Below are 16,558 nucleotides of genomic sequence, written 5' to 3'. Positions count from 1 at the left end.
GTATTAAAGGCGGAAAACGAGTTCAAACGGCACGTCCGAATCGTATCAATGGCGAGATTCGCGCCCTGGAAGTTCGCTTAACAGGTCTGGAAGGCGAAGCTTTGGGTATTGTGAGTCTGAGAGAAGCGATCGAAAAAGCTGAAGAAGCTGGAGTAGATTTAGTTGAAATCAGCCCTAACGCCGAACCGCCAGTTTGTCGTATTATGGACTACGGCAAGTTCCTTTATGAAAAGAGTAAGTCTTCTAAGGAACAGAAGAAAAAGCAAAAAGTTATCCAGGTTAAGGAAATTAAATTCCGTCCTGGCACCGACGATGGCGATTACCAGGTAAAACTCCGCAGCCTGGTACGCTTTCTGGAAGATGGCGATAAGGCTAAGATCACGCTGCGTTTTCGCGGTCGTGAGATGGCCCACCAACAGATCGGTATGGAAGTGCTCAACCGCGTCCGTGACGATCTGAGTGAACTGGCAGTAGTCGAATCCTTCCCTACGAAGATCGAAGGCCGCCAGATGATCATGGTGCTCGCTCCTAAGAAGAAACAGTAAGGCCTTCAAGTAGCAATGTCTGTGGAGCCTACGGGTTCCACAGCCGTTGTTCGCCTACGTTTCGTTTATTAACAATGCGAAGTGGAAGTTATTAAAATGCCAAAAATTAAGACCGTACGCGGTGCTGCTAAGCGTTTCAAAAAAACCGGTGGTGGTGGATTTAAGCGTAAGCACGCAAACCTGCGTCATATTCTGACCAAAAAATCTACTAAGCGTAAACGTCACCTGCGTCCAAAAGGCCTCGTGTCTAAAGGCGATCTGGGTCTGGTTATCGCGTGCCTGCCGTACGCATAAGCCGTTAACGTTTAATTCATTTTTTTACTAAGAATATAGATACAGGAGAGCACATATGGCTCGCGTAAAACGTGGTGTAGTTGCCCGTGCACGTCACAAGAAAATTTTGAAACAAGCTAAAGGCTACTACGGTGCGCGTTCTCGCGTATACCGCGTTGCCTTCCAGGCTGTTATCAAAGCTGGTCAGTACGCTTATCGTGACCGTCGTCAGAAAAAGCGTCAGTTCCGTCAACTGTGGATTGCGCGTATCAACGCAGCAGCACGTCAGAACGGTATTTCTTACAGCAAATTCATCAACGGCCTGAAAAAAGCCTCTGTTGAAATCGACCGTAAGATCCTGGCTGACATCGCAGTATTCGACAAAGTAGCGTTCACCGCTCTGGTCGAAAAAGCGAAAGCAGCTCTGGCATAAGCCGGTGAAAAGAGGGAGCCTGGCTCCCTCTCTTTTATTTGCAGTACAATCAATTAGTTGACAATTTATCCGTAAGCCTTTTCAATAAAGGTTGTCCGGTTTTTACCACACAAGGTAACGCAAGCATGAATGCTGCTATTTTCCGCTTCTTCTTTTACTTTAGCACCTGAAATCAGGAGGCTTGCGCGTGAAAGAAGAAACGGAAAACAGCGCCTAAAAGCCTCCCTGGTGGAGGCTTTTTTTATACGCGTCATCCTTCAAGTTGTCTCTGTATTGGCTGCATTCGCTCTTTTGCTGCGTTGATACAACTTGAATGATTTTGCGTATATATGAGCGACTAGTGAATATCGCAACATAACGAGGAAAACCATGTCACATCTCGCAGAGCTGGTTGCCAGTGCAACGGCCGCCATTAACCAGGCTTCAGATGTTGCCGCGTTAGACAATGTCCGCGTCGAATATTTGGGCAAGAAAGGGCACCTGACCCTTCAGATGACAACCCTGCGCGAACTGCCGCCAGAAGAGCGCCCGGCAGCAGGTGCGGTGATAAACGAAGCCAAAGAGCAGGTGCAGCAAGCGCTGAACGCGCGTAAGGCCGAATTAGAAAGTGCTGCCCTGAATGCCCGTCTGGCAGAAGAAACTATCGATATCTCCCTGCCAGGGCGTCGTATCGAAAACGGCGGTCTGCATCCTGTAACGCGTACAATTGACAGGATTGAAAGTTTCTTTGGTGAGCTGGGCTTTACCGTGGCGACTGGTCCGGAAATCGAAGATGACTATCATAACTTCGATGCGCTGAACATTCCTGGCCATCATCCGGCGCGCGCTGACCACGACACTTTCTGGTTTGACGCGACGCGTTTGCTGCGTACGCAGACTTCCGGCGTGCAGATCCGCACCATGAAGGAAAAACAGCCGCCGATCCGTATTATCGCCCCGGGCCGTGTATATCGTAACGATTACGATCAGACTCACACCCCGATGTTCCATCAGATGGAAGGGCTGATTGTTGATACCAACATCAACTTCACCAACCTGAAAGGCACGCTGCACGATTTCCTGCGCAACTTCTTTGAAGAAGACCTGCAGGTTCGTTTCCGTCCTTCCTACTTCCCGTTCACTGAACCTTCTGCGGAAGTAGACGTGATGGGCAAAAACGGTAAGTGGCTGGAAGTGCTGGGTTGCGGGATGGTTCACCCGAACGTGCTGCGTAATGTTGGCATCGATCCGGAAATCTACTCGGGCTTTGCATTTGGTATGGGGATGGAGCGTCTGACCATGCTGCGTTACGGTGTTACCGATCTGCGTTCTTTCTTCGAAAACGATCTGCGTTTCCTCAAACAGTTTAAATAAAGGCAGGATAAAACAATGAAATTCAGTGAACTGTGGTTACGCGAATGGGTAAACCCGGCGATTGATAGCGATGCTCTGTCAAACCAAATCACAATGGCAGGTCTGGAAGTTGACGGTGTGGAACCTGTTTCCGGCGCGTTCAACGGCGTTGTGGTGGGTGAAGTGGTTGAATGTGGCCAGCACCCGAACGCTGACAAACTGCGTGTCACCAAAGTGAATGTAGGCGGCGACCGTCTTCTGGATATCGTCTGCGGTGCGCCAAACTGCCGTCAGGGGTTGAAAGTGGCTGTGGCAACCGTTGGTGCCGTTCTGCCGGGCGATTTCAAAATCAAAGCCGCGAAACTGCGCGGTGAGCCGTCTGAAGGTATGCTGTGCTCATTCTCTGAGCTGGGTATTTCCGACGATCATAACGGGATTATCGAACTGCCGGCCGATGCGCCAATTGGCACCGATATCCGTGAATACCTGAAGCTTGACGACAACACTATCGAAATCAGCGTCACGCCGAACCGCGCCGACTGCTTAGGCATTATCGGTGTCGCACGTGATGTTGCTGTGCTGAACAAAGCTCCGCTGGTTGAGCCGGAAATCGCGCCTGTAGCGGCAACCATTAGCGACGTCCTGCCGATTCAGGTTGAAGCCGTGGAAGCCTGTCCACGCTATCTGGGCCGCGTGGTTAAAGGCATCAATGTTAAAGCGCCGACCCCGCTGTGGATGAAAGAAAAACTGCGTCGTTGCGGTATTCGTTCAATCGATGCCGTGGTTGACGTGACTAACTATGTGCTGCTCGAACTGGGCCAGCCGATGCACGCATTCGACAAAGACCGCATTGAAGGCGGAATTGTTGTCCGTATGGCAAAAGAGGGTGAGACCCTGGTATTGCTGGATGGCAGCGAAGCGAAGCTGAATGCGGATACGCTGGTGATTGCGGACCATAACAAAGCGCTGGCGATGGGCGGCATCTTTGGTGGCGAACATTCCGGCGTGAATGATGAAACGCAAAACGTCCTGCTGGAATGTGCATTCTTCAGCCCGCTGTCTATTACAGGTCGCGCACGTCGTCACGGTCTGCACACCGATGCTTCTCACCGCTATGAGCGTGGTGTTGATCCGGCTCTGCAACATAAGGCCATGGAACGTGCAACGCGCCTGCTGATCGATATCTGCGGCGGCGAAGCGGGTCCAGTCATTGACGTGACGAACGAAGACACGCTGCCAAAACGCGCAACCATTACGCTTCGTCGTAGCAAACTGGATCGTCTGATCGGACACCATATTGCGGATGAGCAGGTGAGCGACATTCTGCGTCGTCTGGGTTGTGACGTGACGGAAGGGCAGGATGAGTGGAAAGCGGTCGCGCCGAGCTGGCGTTTCGATATGGAAATCGAAGAAGACCTGGTCGAAGAAGTCGCCCGCGTATACGGTTATGACAATATCCCGAACACGCCGATTCAGGCGGGTCTTATCATGGGTACGCATCGTGAAGCGGATTTGTCGCTGAAACGTGTAAAAACCATGCTGAATGACAAAGGCTACCAGGAAGTAATTACCTACAGCTTCGTCGACCCGAAAGTCCAGTCGCTGCTGCACCCGGGTGAAGAAGCACTGCTGTTGCCAAGCCCAATCTCTATTGATATGTCGGCTATGCGTTTGTCCCTGTGGACCGGCTTGCTGTCTACGGTAGTGTATAACCAGAACCGTCAGCAGAACCGCGTACGTATTTTTGAAACGGGTTTACGTTTCGTACCGGATACACAGGCCAATCTCGGGATCCGTCAGGATCTGATGCTGGCGGGCGTGATCTGCGGTAACCGTCATGATGAACACTGGAATCTGGCAAAAGAGACCGTTGATTTCTATGATCTGAAAGGCGATCTGGAAGCGGTTCTCGACCTGACCGGCAAACTGGCAGACATTAAGTTCAAAGCTGAAGCGAATCCAGCACTGCATCCGGGTCAGTCTGCGGCGATTTATCTGAAAGGTGAACGTATTGGTTTCATTGGGGTTGTTCATCCTGAACTGGAACGTAAACTGGATCTGAACGGTCGCACTCTGGTGTTTGAACTGGAGTGGAATAAGCTCGCAGACCGCGTGGTGCCTCAGGCGCGTGAAGTTTCTCGCTTCCCGGCGAACCGTCGCGACATCGCGGTTGTTGTGGCCGAAAACGTTCCCGCTGCGGATATTTTATCCGAGTGTAAGAAAGTTGGCGTAAATCAGGTAGTTGGCGTAAACTTATTTGACGTGTACCGCGGTAAGGGTGTTGCGGAGGGTTATAAGAGCCTCGCTATCAGCCTGATCCTTCAGGATACCAGCCGTACACTTGAAGAAGAGGAGATTGCCGCTACCGTCGCCAAATGTGTAGAGGCATTAAAAGAGCGATTCCAGGCATCATTGAGGGATTGAACCTATGGCGCTTACAAAAGCTGAAATGTCAGAATATCTGTTTGATAAGCTTGGGCTTAGCAAGCGGGATGCCAAAGAACTGGTCGAGCTGTTTTTCGAAGAGATCCGTCGTGCTCTGGAAAATGGTGAGCAGGTAAAACTCTCTGGTTTTGGTAACTTCGATCTGCGTGATAAGAATCAACGTCCGGGCCGTAACCCGAAAACGGGCGAAGATATTCCCATTACAGCACGGCGCGTGGTGACCTTCAGACCCGGACAGAAGTTAAAAAGCCGGGTCGAAAACGCAACGCCCAAAGAAGAGTGATTTAACGATCCGTTAAGTCACTTGCTCTGCCATCAAAGCGGCAGCGCAAACCATGATATATAACTAAAAAGGCCGCTCTGCGGCCTTTTTCCTTTTCACTACCGAATCAGCACCGTAGAATCACCTTCATCTCTTTTCAGCAGAATGGAAAACATGCTGACTTTCGCCCATCAACAGCAGCGTCGAAATGTGCGCTGGATACTGTCACTGTCAGTACTTATGCTACTGGCAACGATTCTAAGCTTGTGCGCAGGAGAACAATGGATCGCTCCCGGCGACTGGTTCAGCGCCCGCGGCGATCTGTTCGTCTGGCAAATCCGACTTCCCCGTACCCTTGCCGTTTTGCTGGTAGGCGCTGCGTTGGCCTTATCAGGCGCAGTGATGCAAGCTCTCTTTGAAAATCCGCTCGCCGAGCCGGGATTATTAGGCGTGTCTAACGGTGCGGGAGTCGGGCTTATCGCGGCGGTGCTGCTGGGGCAGGGGCAACTTCCCGGCTGGGCATTGGGCCTTTGCGCCATTGCCGGGGCGCTGATTATCACGCTCATACTGCTACGTTTCGCCCGCCGTCATTTGTCTACCAGCCGTCTGCTGCTGGCAGGGGTGGCGCTGGGGATTATCTGTAGCGCGTTGATGACATGGGCCATCTACTTCTCCACATCATTTGACTTACGACAGCTGATGTACTGGATGATGGGGGGCTTCGGTGGCGTAGACTGGCATCAGGCCTGGCTCATGGTGGCGTTGATTCCGGTACTGGTGTGGATCTGCTGTCAGTCGCAGCCGATGAATATGCTGGCATTAGGAGAGACGTCTGCTCGTCAGCTGGGGCTGCCACTATGGTTCTGGCGCAACCTACTGGTGGTCGCCACGGGCTGGATGGTCGGCGTGAGCGTGGCTCTGGCAGGGGCGATTGGTTTTATTGGGCTTGTGATCCCGCATATTTTGCGTCTGTGCGGCCTCACCGATCACCGTGTTTTATTGCCAGGTTGTGCGTTGGCTGGTGCAATCGCATTACTGTTTGCTGATGTTGTCGCGCGTCTGGTGCTGGCCTCGGCTGAGTTACCTATCGGCGTGGTGACGGCCACCATGGGCGCACCGGTATTTATCTGGCTATTGTTAAAAGCCGCGCGCTAGAACGCGTTGGTTCGGTCTATGATTAAAAACTGAAAATCCACCTGTTGTTCTGGAGATGCTATGCAAAACACTATCCTCGATACAGAAGTGACGACCATCGACGGCGAGCTTACCTCACTACAGCCGTATTCCGGAAATGTGCTGTTAATCGTCAACGTTGCTTCAAAATGTGGACTGACGCCGCAGTACGAGCAACTGGAGAATCTGCAGAAAACCTGGCACCAACAGGGCTTCAGCGTTCTTGGTTTCCCTTGCAATCAGTTTCTGGGCCAGGAGCCGGGCAGCGAAGAGGAAATAAAAACGTACTGCAGTACCACCTGGGGCGTAACTTTCCCGATGTTCAGCAAAATTGACGTCAACGGCGAGGGACGCCATCCGCTGTATCAGAAGCTGATTGATGCCGCGCCAACGGCCGTTGCACCTGCGGATAGTGGGTTCTATGAGCGAATGGCGAGCAAAGGTCGTGCGCCGCTCTACCCGGACGATATTCTGTGGAATTTCGAGAAGTTTTTAGTGGGTCGCGATGGAAAAGTGCTGCAACGATTCTCACCGGATATGACGCCTGAGGATCCCATTCTGGTGCAAACCATCAAGCAGGCGCTGGCAAACTAATGTCTCGATTGATGCAGCTACAGGACGTCGCGGAATCGACCCGTCTTGGCCCGCTTTCTGGTGAGATAAAAGCAGGAGAGATCCTGCATTTAGTGGGACCAAACGGTGCCGGAAAAAGTACGCTGTTGGCGCGTATGGCGGGTCTGACGAACGGAGAGGGCAGCATCACTTTTGGTGATATGCCGTTGGAGGAATGGCCGGCTGCCAGGCTGGCGCAATATCGTGCCTATCTTGCGCAACAGCAAAATCCGCCGTTTGCGATGCCGGTCTGGCATTTTCTGACGCTGCATCAACCCGACAAAGCACGTACCGATCTGTTACAGGAGGTCGCCGATGCGCTCGGCTTGGGAGATAAACTGGGGCGCGGCGTGAACCAACTCTCCGGCGGTGAGTGGCAGCGTGTGCGCCTGGCTGCGGTTATCCTGCAGATTTGCCCACAAGCGAATCCATTAGGTCAGCTTTTACTCCTGGATGAGCCGATGAACAGTCTGGACGTCGCGCAACAAAACGCACTGGATCGATTGTTGAGTCAGCTGTGTTTGCAGGGCATAGCGATTGTGATGAGTAGTCACGACCTTAATCACACCTTACGCCATGCGCATAAAGCCTGGCTACTCAAACGTGGGAAACTGCTTGCCAGTGGTTCTCGAGATGCGGTACTGACGCCGGCCAATCTGTCTGCGGCCTATGGTGTCAACTTCCGACGTTTGGATATTGAAGGGCATAGAATGCTCATATCAACCACTTAAGTTAAATGGGTTCTTGAAAATCATATAATTTCCACGCTAAATTGGTATAAAAATAAAATTCAGAGGATTCGTACTGAATGCGCTTTTGGCTCCTTTTAATCACAGCATTGTTTTTGGCGGGCTGCAGCAGCCATCGTGCGCCTGCGCCAAATGCCCGCTTGTCGGATTCAATCGCCGTTATCGCCGGTCTTAATGATCAGCTACAAACCTGGCATGGCACACCCTATCGTTATGGTGGTATGAGTCGTAGCGGGGTGGATTGTTCTGGATTTGTTTTGATGACGATGCGCGATAAATTCGATCTGCAACTCCCACGCGATACGCGTACGCAATCAAAGATTGGTACCGAAATTGATAAAGACGATTTGCTGCCCGGTGATCTGGTTTTCTTTAAAACCGGGTCTGGGGAAAGCGGTCTGCATGTCGGTATTTACGATACCAATAATCAATTTATTCATGCTTCAACCAGCCGTGGAGTGATGCGCTCGTCTCTGGATAACGTTTACTGGCGTAAAAACTTTTGGCAGGCGCGACGTATTTAATCCTCACAACTCCGAGGCTGCCATCGAGTGGCAGCCTCGACATCACCGTTTGAAAGTTAACTTTTATTTCTGCTTTTGGTTAGACAATACCCATGAACATTAAGAGCGTATCTTGCTAAAAATATGATTTATTCCGAGATATTAAAAAGTGCAAAGCTGGATATTCGCTTATAATCAGGATAAGCTAAAAAAAAGGATTCGATTTACCGGCTAAAAAGGGAAAAATGAAAGGGCCTCTACTTGCATCAGCAGTAACGTATTTCTTCATCCTTTGCTACAGGATGCCGGATAACACCCATGCAGCGGGGCTGGCACGATGATTGTTTCACTGGATAATCTTTACCATTCTGAGTTCTCTTTTCTTCCTGCGAGAAGCGAAAAAGGCGATCTTGAATTCGTCGACATCATCACCAATTTCGCCAGTGCACATGGGGATGTGCGTATACCCACCGAGCTGGTCCTACCTCGGATGTCAGACGACGAACAATGTCGTTTATTTGTAGAAAAACTAGAATTAATCGAAACGTGCCAACATTTTTTTATTCAGCGAAAAGTATTTGCCTGGATTAATTTAACGCCAGCAATTGCTAATACTTTATTATCAGATACTGAACTTGCTTCACAAGTTGAACGATTTTCATTTCTGGAGCTGACTATTAATGAAAGCTATCCGGAGTTAAACAAAGGTAAAGATAATCCAACATTAGCCGCACTTGCTGCGCGATTTCCATTAGTCCTGACAAACTATGGTGCTGGCGGTATATCAACCCGGGCAATTTTTGACGGCCTGTTCAAACGCGTCGTTCTGGATAAAAACTTTGTTCAACAAAGGATTGCACATATTTCGTTTGAGCCGTTTATGCGGGCTATTCTGGCGCAACTATCTCCCAGCTGTGAGTCAATAATCATTAGCGGAATTGATACACAAGAGATGCTGGAGCGCGTTTTGCCTGTAGGATTCAGTGCCATGCAGGGAGGATTGTGGCCTGCAGTGCCTCCTGCGCAGATAATTTCGCTTGCTAAGATATAACCCTTTTATTTGCTGGTGTTTAACAGGCTATTAACAGTCTACACTAGAGGCAGGAGGCCCTATGACCCTGTCTTTTACCACTCGCTGGCGTGATGAACTACCAGCAACTTATACCGCGCTTTCACCCACCCCTTTGAAAAATGCGCGCCTTATCTGGCATAACGATGCGCTGGCGGAGCAATTAGCTATTCCTGCGGCGCTATTTGATATTTCAACTGGTGCGGGCGTTTGGGGAGGCGAATCGCTGCTTCCCGGGATGTCGCCTTTAGCCCAGGTTTATAGTGGACATCAGTTCGGCGTCTGGGCAGGTCAGCTTGGCGACGGACGTGGGATCCTGCTGGGCGAACAACAGCTCGCGGATGGTTCAACGTTTGACTGGCACCTGAAAGGCGCCGGACTCACGCCGTATTCCCGCATGGGTGATGGGCGCGCCGTGCTGCGCTCGACCATTCGCGAAAGCCTTGCTAGCGAAGCGATGCACTACCTGGGAATACCGACCACGCGGGCATTGTCGATTGTCACCAGCGACACGCCGGTGTATCGCGAAACGGTCGAAGCGGGAGCGATGCTTATCCGCGTGGCGCAAAGCCATATGCGGTTTGGCCATTTTGAGCATTTTTACTATCGCCGGGAGCCGGAAAAAGTGCGCCAGTTGGCTGACTTTGCGATTCGCCATTACTGGCCGCAATGGCAGGAAGACGCCGATAAATATCAGCTGTGGTTTAACGATGTTGTCACGCGTACTGCGACGTTAATCGCTGACTGGCAGGCGGTAGGGTTTGCGCATGGTGTTATGAATACGGACAACATGTCGATTCTGGGTCTGACGATGGATTACGGTCCATTCGGTTTTCTTGATGATTACGTGCCCGATTATATCTGTAACCACTCTGACAACCAGGGGCGATACAGTTTCGATAATCAGCCGGCCGCCGCGTTGTGGAACCTGCAACGTCTGGCGCAAACCCTGTCGCCGTTTATCCCGGTCGAGGCGCTCAATGATGCGCTGGACAGTTACCAGCTGGCGCTGTTAACTCGCTACGGTCAGCGGATGCGGCAAAAGCTCGGCTTCTTTAGCGAGCAGAAAGACGATAACGAACTGCTTAGCGAGCTGTTTAGTCTGATGTCGCGGGAAAGAAGCGACTATACGCGAACGTTTCGCATGCTCAGCCAAACGGAACAACACAGTGCGCAATCTCCGTTGCGCGATGAGTTTATCGACCGCGCAGCGTTTGACGACTGGTTCACGCGGTATCGCTCGCGCCTTCAGCAAGACAATATTGCCGATGCTGTCAGACAAACACAGATGAAGGCGGCTAACCCGGCGATGGTATTACGTAACTGGCTGGCGCAACGGGCGATTAGTCAGGCAGAGCAGGGGGATTACGCCGAGCTGCATCGGTTGCACCAGGCGTTGCGTACCCCGTTTGCCGATCGTGATGATGACTATGTCAGCCGTCCACCTGACTGGGGCAAACGGCTGGAAGTGAGTTGTTCAAGCTAAGGGGCCAGAAATACCTGCGGGGAGGCGTTGGCCGGATGCTGGACAACGTGTACCTGAGCACCGTACCAGCGCTTCAGATCATCGGCCTGTAACACAGTTTCCGGTGTTCCCTGCGATACCAGTCTGCCGTTGTGCAGCAGCACTATTCTGTCTGCCCACAGTGCGGCGAGGTTCAGATCGTGAAGCACAATGCACACATGTAGCTCTCCCGAAGAGGTAAGCGTTTTTAGCATGCGCAACAGATGTTGCTGGTGGTAAAGATCCAGCGCGGAGGTCGGTTCATCAAGGAATAACCAACCGCGAGGCGCACCGTCGCACCAGAGTTGTGCCAGCGCACGGGCCAACTGTACTCGCTGTTGCTCACCGCCGGAAAGCGCGGCGTATTGCCGACCCGCCAACGGTGTGCATCCGGTCATTTCCATCACCTGAGCAATAAGCCGGGGCTCCTGCTGTTGGGTCCACGGCGCGCGGCCCATCGCGATGACGGCCTCTACCGGCCAGTCGAATCCCAACTGTGTTTGCTGGCGCATCACTGCCCGATGCCGCGACAGGGTCTGGGTAGACCATTCATGCAACGGTTTGTCCGCCAGCACGCAGCGCCCGCTAGCGGGCTGCAGAAAACCGGTCAGCAGGCGTAGCAGGGTGGATTTTCCCGCACCGTTTGGGCCGATGAGCGCAACCAGTTCACCTCTTGTAAGGGCGAGCGATACGTCGTCAATCACCGGTCTGCCAGCTACGTGATAATGAAGCCTTTCAGCGATGAAATGTTCAGCCATGCGCTCCTCGCTGACGAAAAATAAGCCATAAAAACCACGGTGCACCGAGAAGACTGGTCAACAGACCGACCGGCATCTCCGCAGGCGCAACCGCCGTACGAGCTAGGGTGTCGGCAATCAGCAATAAAAACGCGCCCGCCAGCACGGAGCCCGGAATAACGGCCCGATGGTCTGAGCCGAGCCACATACGTATTAAATGTGGGATTACCAACCCGATAAAGCCAATCACGCCGCTTACCGCCACGGCTGAGGCAACCAGTAATGCGCTACAAAGCAGCAAAATACGCTGGATTGTACGTACATCAACGCCGAGATAATGCGCCTCTTCCTCACCCAGTTGCAGAAGATTCAGCGCCGGAGCAAGTCGCCAGATGATCAGCACTGTCGGGATTGTCAGTGAAGTGACAGCCAACAGCGTGGACCACTGTGCGGCCCCCAGACTTCCCATTCCCCATAGCGACAGCTGGCGCAGTTGCGCATCATTACTGACCCACGACAGTACGCCAACCGCCGCCCCGCAGAGCGCGTTGATGGCAATGCCGACCAGCAGCAGGCGGGAGAGCGAACCGTCGCGCTGTTGGCTGAGGATAAAAATCACTACTGTTGCCGCTAGCGCGCCGAAAAAAGCGGCCAGCATTGGAGCATACAACATCATCAGCGCGGGCAAAGAGACAGGCAGCACCACCCACAGGGCCACAGCGCAGGCGGCGCCGCTGCTTATTCCCAGTAATCCAGGGTCTGCAAGCGGATTGCGAAACAGCCCCTGCATCACGCAGCCAGAGAGCGCCAGAGAGCCGCCAATCACCAGTGCCAGCAGGACGCGGGGAAGACGAATCGTGAGCCAGATTTGACGCAGTGCCTCATCGCCATCACGCCAGAGCAGACTTACTGGCAGGCGCAACGCGCCAAAACCGGTAGCCAGAACCGTCATTGCAACCAGCATCAATGCCAACATCCACAACGAACAGGTGATCCGCCGGGACATCAGGGCAATTGCTCCGCTTTAGCACGAAGCTGCAAAATAGCCTGTGGCGTGCGAACGCTGAAGCCCAACAGCGCCATATCGTCAACCTGCAATACCTGTTTATTCCTTCCGGCAGGTGTTTGCGCAAGTCCCGGTAGCGCCCACAGGTTATCTTCGCCACCCATCGCCTTAACGCCGTCCTGCGAAATCACCACCAGATCGGGTTGGCTGGCAATGACGCCTTCTTGTGACAGCGGCTGATAGCGATTAACGCCCTGCATAGCGTTGCGTAGACCTGCGGCACGAATCGCCGCATCGGCTCCGGTTTGCTGGCCCGCCGCCATTGCGGTCATCCCGCCATGATTGAGAATAAACAGCACACGTTTATTAAGTTCAGACGACGGGAGCGTCGCCAGTTCCTGACGTAACGTTGCGCGCAGCGTTTCGCCGTCGGCCTCCCGATGAGTAGCCGCAGCGATAACCCGAACTTTTTCATCAATCGCGTTAAGATCGTTGCTTGCTGGGATCGTGACAACCTTGACGTTGCTCTGCTCAAGCTGTTTTAGCGCTAAAGAGGGCTGTGCCTGCGCGCTGGCAAGGACCAGCGTAGGGCGGGTAGCCAGGATCCCTTCGGCGTTGAGCTGGCGCAAATAACCAACATCAGGTAACGCGGTTGCCGCAACAGGCCACTGGCTGGTGCTGTCTCTCGCCACAAGGGAGGGTTGTGCTCCCAGTGCGTAGACAATCTCGGTGACATCGCCACCGAGCGCAACAACCCGTTCCTCGGGCGCAGCCAGCGCCGCGAAGGGCAGCAGCGCGATCAGGGCCAGCAGTTTTTTCATGCGGCCAGTCCTTTCGGCGTCAGTGCGTCAATCTGTGCGCGCCATTGTGTCTGCTCCGGCTCGCCTTCCGTACGTTGACCATACAGCTGGGCGATTTGCGTGCCGTCGGCAGCAAACAGCTCCAGACTGGTGACGTGACCATCGGCGGTCGGTTTACGCGTCACCCACGTTTCCGCCACGCTCTCTTCCAGTAGATGCAGGGTAAATGTTGGGTTGAAGATGTTCAGCCAGCCTTTCATCGGTACCAGTTTTTCAATCACGCCGGTAAATATCTGTACACAGCCGCGATTACCCACAAAAACCATAATTTCGTTGCCATCCTGACGCGCGGTGTCGAGCAATTGCGCCAGTGCGCTATTAGAAACCTTACAGGCCAGGTCGTCGCCAACCAGATTAAACGCCTGTTGGCGGGTGAGATCGTGGCGTTTCAGCAGACCGAAGAACTGATGGACATCGGTCATCGCTCGCCACTCTTGATCAACAGTCTGTGCGTCGACAGTGACGGCGGCAGGCACAGAATTGTTGACGGGTTGCAGCACCAGCGGCGGGTTTTCTGCAAAGATGAAACGGGTCAGCAACGCCGCCCATTCCTCAACGAAGGTATTTTGTGTGGTATAGACCTTCAGCAGTGCGTCTCCCTGATGGTCAAAGAATTGAATGCTCTGACGCTCGCCGTGGGCGGTAGTCTCACTGATATGAAAAGCGCTTGCCCACTGATTGAGGAACAGGCGCAGGTCGAGGGCACGCGGATTAAGAACTAGCCCGGCATGGCCGTTCAGGTGCTGATTGGTAAAAGCGCCAACCTGTTCATGCACCGCATATTCGTTGCGGCAAATGCATTTGGTTTCACCTACGGCTTCCAGTGCGCCGAGGATTTCGCGGACTTCGCCACGTAAGCGCCAGGCGTCATGGCCGACGCGCGCAAAGGTCAGTTCGGCTTCACTAATATTCATCAACCCTGCAATGTCGCGTGCGTATTTGCCGGGATTTTCTTTCTTCAGTTCCAGCCAGCGTGTGTAATGATTCATTGTCTCTTCCTTCCAGATTGCGGCCCCGGCGAACCGGGGAAAAGTGATTACCACTGATAACTCACGAAAATTTTGCCATTACGACCATCCTGCGGAATGCCTTGCGGCGACCAGTACTCTTTGTCGAAGGCGTTGCCCAGTACCAGCGTGGTGGTCATGCCTTTCAGTGCTTGTTGGCCCTGATAGCTCACGTAAAAATCGTTTACCGCATAGCCAGGCTGTTTAGCGTAGGTGCTGCTGATATGCGTTGAACGGTCAGCAAATGTCCCAATCCAGCCTACGGAGAAACCGCTGTGCGCAACCGGCACATTCAGTTTGCTGGTGACGGTGTCGGGGTTAATGCTGGAAATGTATTCACCTGTGTCAGTATCTTTGCCGCGTGTGCGGTTATAGGCCATGTCGAGGCTGAACAGGTCGGCGGTATATTTCGCCATCACGTCCCAACCCCAGATTTTGGCATTGGGAACGTTATAGGACATGGTTGTCGCAGCGGCGAAGTCGACGCTGGTGGAGATGTAATCTTTTGCTTTGGTGTCGAAATAGCTGGCTTTAAATTCGAACGCATCGCTCGCCATCAGCAGATCGTCAAAGCGCAGGCCAAATCCGTATTCCTGGGTTTCGTTGGTTTCCGGGCGCAGGTTAGGGTTTGGCACCCAGTAGTTAGTGTAGAAACGACCAATCGAGAAGTGTTTCGCATCGTTATACATCTCGCCCATGGTTGGCGCACGGAAGGCCTGAGCGTATGAACCGAACAGCATCAGCCAGTCGGCTGGCGTAACGGTGAGTCCGGCGCGGGACGACCATTTGTCAGCATCAACATCTTCATAGCCGTCGCTGCTGCCGCGATAAGAGTCATAACGGGTACCGCCCAGCAGCGTAACCGGCAGGTCGCGCAGGGTGATTTCATCCTGTAGCCAGCCGGAGCTGAAATCGATCTTTGCCTCCGGGAAACCGGTTGTTGAACCACCCGGTTGTTGTTCCTGGCGATAGTATTCACCGCCGTAGGTCAACAGGTGAGATGCAAAAGAGTCGGTAAACAGGCGGCTGCGGTTGTCGATCTTCCCGCCTTTGGTGGTTTGCTTGCGAAATTCGCCAGTGTTATCTGCGTTCTGAGCATTAATGCGCGCTTCGGACCAGTAGATACGGGCATCCGCGTTCAGCCAGTCATTGTCTGCCGGAGCGAGCGAGTAGGTCAGTTGCGCATCACGCTGGATCGTTGAACGGTTGGTCATCGGGTTGCTGGCATCCGCCGCACTGGTCTGCGGGTTTTTAGGTTCCCGGGCGTCATTGTTGTAGTATCGCAGCGAGCCGGCCAACGTCTGGGCGCTGTCAATTTTCCAGCTACCTTTCGCCAGCATATTGTTGATCGCTTCATCGTTTGGCGCTGTAGTACCGTCGCTTTGGCGCAAATCACCGCGATCGCGACTCGACCATGCAAGCAGTCCGTCCAGCGTATCGGTGCGCCCAAATGCGCTGGCGCCCATACCGAGGCTGTGATCGCCGGTTGCCGCGGTACCGAACACGCGGTAACCGCTGTTTTGTCCGGCTTCCAGCAGATCTTTGGCATCCGCAGTGTCATAGGCGATCACGCCGCCCAGCGCGCCGCTACCGTACAGTAGTGCGGAAGGGCCACGAACGACTTCGATACGTTTGATAAGCGCCGGGTCGAGGAAGGTGCTGTTCAGGTGTCCGGTGTCAGTTCCCTGACGAACGCCGTCAACCAGTACCAGAACGCCACGTCGATCGTAGCCGCGCAGATTCACGTCCTGGCCGTTGGTACGACCCGTTCCATCGAGGGTTAGACCCGGAACCGTCCGCAACAGATCGGCTGCCGAACTGGCGGTCTGGTTTTCCGGGGCGGTGGCATCAATCACGCTGACCATCATCGGCGCTTCAAAGGCACTACGGGCATTGCCGGTGGCGGTGACGGTCATATCCTCGACCGCCGCATAGGCTACGGTGGGCAGGTTACTGACAATCGCCAGCGCCAACAGCGATGGGCGCAGGGAAGCGGTGTGCAGGTAAGGCATAGCAACTCTCCATTAGGAAATCGAAAAGCGCTGGCT

General features: G+C 53.4%; 18 protein-coding genes and 1 other annotated feature. Of the genes, 13 read left to right on the top strand and 5 right to left on the bottom strand.

The features are described 5' to 3' along the window. Window positions 1-2: 2 nt before the first annotated feature. The 13 genes from infC (at window position 3) to selO (ending at window position 10,882) form a co-directional block, all read left to right on the top strand. Window positions 3-545, top strand: coding sequence for a translation initiation factor IF-3 (gene infC / locus OGV98_RS10830; RefSeq protein ID WP_048997935.1), 543 nt, complete (start codon window positions 3-5; stop codon window positions 543-545). A 96-nt stretch (window positions 546-641) separates the two neighbouring features. After that, on the top strand, window positions 642-839 hold the full coding sequence (rpmI, locus tag OGV98_RS10825; protein ID WP_003030583.1) for a 50S ribosomal protein L35: 198 nt from the start codon (window positions 642-644) through the stop codon (window positions 837-839). Between the two features lie 55 nt (window positions 840-894). Beyond that, complete coding sequence (rplT, locus tag OGV98_RS10820; RefSeq protein WP_003030578.1) at window positions 895-1,251, top strand: 50S ribosomal protein L20; 357 nt, start codon at window positions 895-897, stop codon at window positions 1,249-1,251. A gap of 120 nt (window positions 1,252-1,371) precedes the next feature. Then, window positions 1,372-1,496, top strand: a sequence feature (Phe leader region). Next, complete coding sequence (pheM, locus tag OGV98_RS10815) at window positions 1,377-1,421, top strand: pheST operon leader peptide PheM (RefSeq protein WP_001386830.1); 45 nt, start codon at window positions 1,377-1,379, stop codon at window positions 1,419-1,421. (Overlaps the previous feature by 45 nt.) A 124-nt stretch (window positions 1,497-1,620) precedes the next feature. Continuing rightward, complete coding sequence (gene pheS, locus OGV98_RS10810) at window positions 1,621-2,604, top strand: phenylalanine--tRNA ligase subunit alpha (protein WP_003832580.1); 984 nt, start codon at window positions 1,621-1,623, stop codon at window positions 2,602-2,604. 15 nt (window positions 2,605-2,619) lie between these two features. Beyond that, a complete protein-coding gene (gene pheT, locus OGV98_RS10805) occupies window positions 2,620-5,007 on the top strand; it encodes a phenylalanine--tRNA ligase subunit beta (protein ID WP_202580516.1) in 2,388 nt (795 codons plus the stop codon). Window positions 5,008-5,011: 4 nt separating this feature from the next. Then, entirely contained in the window at window positions 5,012-5,311 is a 300-nt protein-coding gene (ihfA, locus tag OGV98_RS10800) for an integration host factor subunit alpha (protein WP_003030571.1), read from the top strand. 153 nt (window positions 5,312-5,464) lie between these two features. Then, complete coding sequence (gene btuC / locus OGV98_RS10795) at window positions 5,465-6,445, top strand: vitamin B12 ABC transporter permease BtuC (RefSeq protein WP_003832584.1); 981 nt, start codon at window positions 5,465-5,467, stop codon at window positions 6,443-6,445. A 60-nt stretch (window positions 6,446-6,505) separates the two neighbouring features. Then, window positions 6,506-7,057 carry a glutathione peroxidase gene (locus OGV98_RS10790; RefSeq protein ID WP_193339273.1) on the top strand — a complete coding sequence of 184 codons (552 nt, stop codon included), beginning with the start codon at window positions 6,506-6,508 and terminating at the stop codon, window positions 7,055-7,057. Beyond that, the gene (gene btuD, locus OGV98_RS10785) at window positions 7,057-7,806 is read left to right on the top strand and encodes a vitamin B12 ABC transporter ATP-binding protein BtuD (RefSeq protein ID WP_003030567.1); all 750 of its coding nucleotides are present in this window, start codon (window positions 7,057-7,059) and stop codon (window positions 7,804-7,806) included. The genes OGV98_RS10790 and btuD overlap by 1 nt, the downstream gene beginning before the upstream one ends. A 77-nt stretch (window positions 7,807-7,883) precedes the next feature. Next, window positions 7,884-8,348: an NlpC/P60 family protein gene (locus OGV98_RS10780; protein ID WP_003836644.1), complete on the top strand. Its 465-nt coding sequence runs from the start codon at window positions 7,884-7,886 to the stop codon at window positions 8,346-8,348. 316 nt (window positions 8,349-8,664) lie between these two features. After that, a complete protein-coding gene (locus tag OGV98_RS10775) occupies window positions 8,665-9,378 on the top strand; it encodes an EAL domain-containing protein (RefSeq protein ID WP_003836643.1) in 714 nt (237 codons plus the stop codon). A gap of 61 nt (window positions 9,379-9,439) precedes the next feature. Beyond that, the gene (gene selO, locus OGV98_RS10770; protein WP_048216528.1) at window positions 9,440-10,882 is read left to right on the top strand and encodes a protein adenylyltransferase SelO; all 1,443 of its coding nucleotides are present in this window, start codon (window positions 9,440-9,442) and stop codon (window positions 10,880-10,882) included. On the opposite strand, the gene OGV98_RS10765 is transcribed toward selO, so the two are convergent. The 5 genes from OGV98_RS10765 to OGV98_RS10745 are packed head-to-tail and all read right to left on the bottom strand — an operon-like array spanning window position 10,879 to window position 16,522. Beyond that, window positions 10,879-11,658: a heme ABC transporter ATP-binding protein gene (locus OGV98_RS10765; RefSeq protein WP_202580515.1), complete on the bottom strand. Its 780-nt coding sequence runs from the start codon at window positions 11,656-11,658 to the stop codon at window positions 10,879-10,881. The two genes, selO and OGV98_RS10765, sit on opposite strands and share 4 nt — an antisense overlap. Continuing rightward, window positions 11,651-12,643 (bottom strand): FecCD family ABC transporter permease, encoded by a 993-nt coding sequence (locus tag OGV98_RS10760; protein WP_185228851.1) that lies wholly within the window; start codon window positions 12,641-12,643, stop codon window positions 11,651-11,653. Before OGV98_RS10760 ends, OGV98_RS10765 begins: the two co-directional genes overlap by 8 nt. Next, complete coding sequence (locus OGV98_RS10755) at window positions 12,643-13,464, bottom strand: heme/hemin ABC transporter substrate-binding protein (RefSeq protein ID WP_032935930.1); 822 nt, start codon at window positions 13,462-13,464, stop codon at window positions 12,643-12,645. The genes OGV98_RS10760 and OGV98_RS10755 overlap by 1 nt, the downstream gene beginning before the upstream one ends. Then, window positions 13,461-14,492 (bottom strand): hematinate-forming heme oxygenase ChuS, encoded by a 1,032-nt coding sequence (gene chuS / locus OGV98_RS10750; RefSeq protein ID WP_003843464.1) that lies wholly within the window; start codon window positions 14,490-14,492, stop codon window positions 13,461-13,463. The genes OGV98_RS10755 and chuS overlap by 4 nt, the downstream gene beginning before the upstream one ends. A gap of 47 nt (window positions 14,493-14,539) precedes the next feature. After that, window positions 14,540-16,522 (bottom strand): TonB-dependent hemoglobin/transferrin/lactoferrin family receptor, encoded by a 1,983-nt coding sequence (locus tag OGV98_RS10745; protein WP_032935927.1) that lies wholly within the window; start codon window positions 16,520-16,522, stop codon window positions 14,540-14,542. Window positions 16,523-16,558 lie beyond the last annotated feature (36 nt).

This window comes from Citrobacter sp. Cf136 (assembly GCF_030333815.1).
Classification (GTDB): Bacteria; Pseudomonadota; Gammaproteobacteria; order Enterobacterales; family Enterobacteriaceae; genus Citrobacter; species Citrobacter freundii.
The sequence above is the reverse complement of the archived record's forward strand: the minus strand, read 5'-3'. Positions and strand labels throughout refer to the sequence as shown.